This is a genomic window from Pueribacillus sp. YX66 (assembly GCF_041725775.1).
Taxonomy (GTDB): domain Bacteria; phylum Bacillota; class Bacilli; order Bacillales; family UBA6769; genus Pueribacillus.
Map to the genome: position 1 here is coordinate 1 of NZ_JBEUEL010000084.1, position 1,045 is coordinate 1,045.

General features: G+C 41.3%; 1 protein-coding gene. It reads left to right on the forward strand.

Annotated features, from left to right (window positions below; genetic code table 11):
- Positions 1–1,044, forward strand: a 1,044-nt coding sequence (locus ABU914_RS15400; protein ID WP_379670572.1) for an LLM class flavin-dependent oxidoreductase, incomplete at its 5' end; no start/stop codon positions are given.
- Position 1,045: the final 1 nt, after the last annotated feature.

A 1,045-nucleotide genomic window follows, 5' to 3' on the forward strand; every position in this document is an offset into this window, starting at 1 on the left:
GGAGTTGAAAACATGAGTAACAAAATGAGATTCGGATTATTTTTCTTAAACTCAGTAGCACCATGGAAAACTGATGCTGAAGAATTGAGAGACGGTCTTGAACAAATTAAAGTTGCAGATGAATTAGGCTTTGATACAGCGTGGATTGCCGAGCATAACGCGAGAAAATATGGTGTCGTTAGCTCAACCCCTGTTTACATGGCGGCCGCTGCAGCTCAGACAAAACGGATTAAACTCGCTTCTGGTGTGACACGATTACCGCTCCATCACCCTCTTCAAGTTGCTGAAGATATGGCACTCGTTGATGTCATAAGTAATGGACGCGTCTACATTGGAGTTGGAAAAGGCTATGATGCTTACGAGTTTGAAGCGTATAATATCGATTTTGATGAAAGACACGACAAATATTTAGAATCCATCGACATACTGACGACGGCATTGACGAATGATCGAGTCTCTTATTCAGGGAACTTTTACAATATTCAAGATGTCCCTGTTTATCCTCGTCCCGTGCAAAAGCCGAGCCCTCCGATTTTTGTTATGGTGTCGCAAAATGACTCGTCTATCATTAACGCGGCCAAACAGGGGTATTCGTTTATGTTAGGTGGCATTACACACGAGGATACGATGCATAAAATCTCGTTATATCGAAAGACTGCCTTAGAGTCCGGGTTATCAGAAGACTATGTAGATGAAACGATGGCACGTTCAGGCAAACTTCTATTTTGTTACGTCGGTGAAACGGATGAGCAAGCAGCAGAAGAATACAAGCAAGGGTTGCTTTGGTATATGAGTGAGCGTGATAACCGTCCGACGTTTGGTGTGATTGATAGAGAACGCAACGTCGATTACGACAAATTTTTGCAATCTGAAAATACCATTATCGGTTCACCTGAAACTGTAACAAAAGGTTTGAAGAAGTACCAGGAAGAGACAGGTTTAAACAACGTTATTCTCTGGATGAATATCGGCGGACAACCACAAAAACAAGTATTAAAGTCAATGAACTTATTTGCAGAAAATGTACTGCCTAATTTTCAATAAA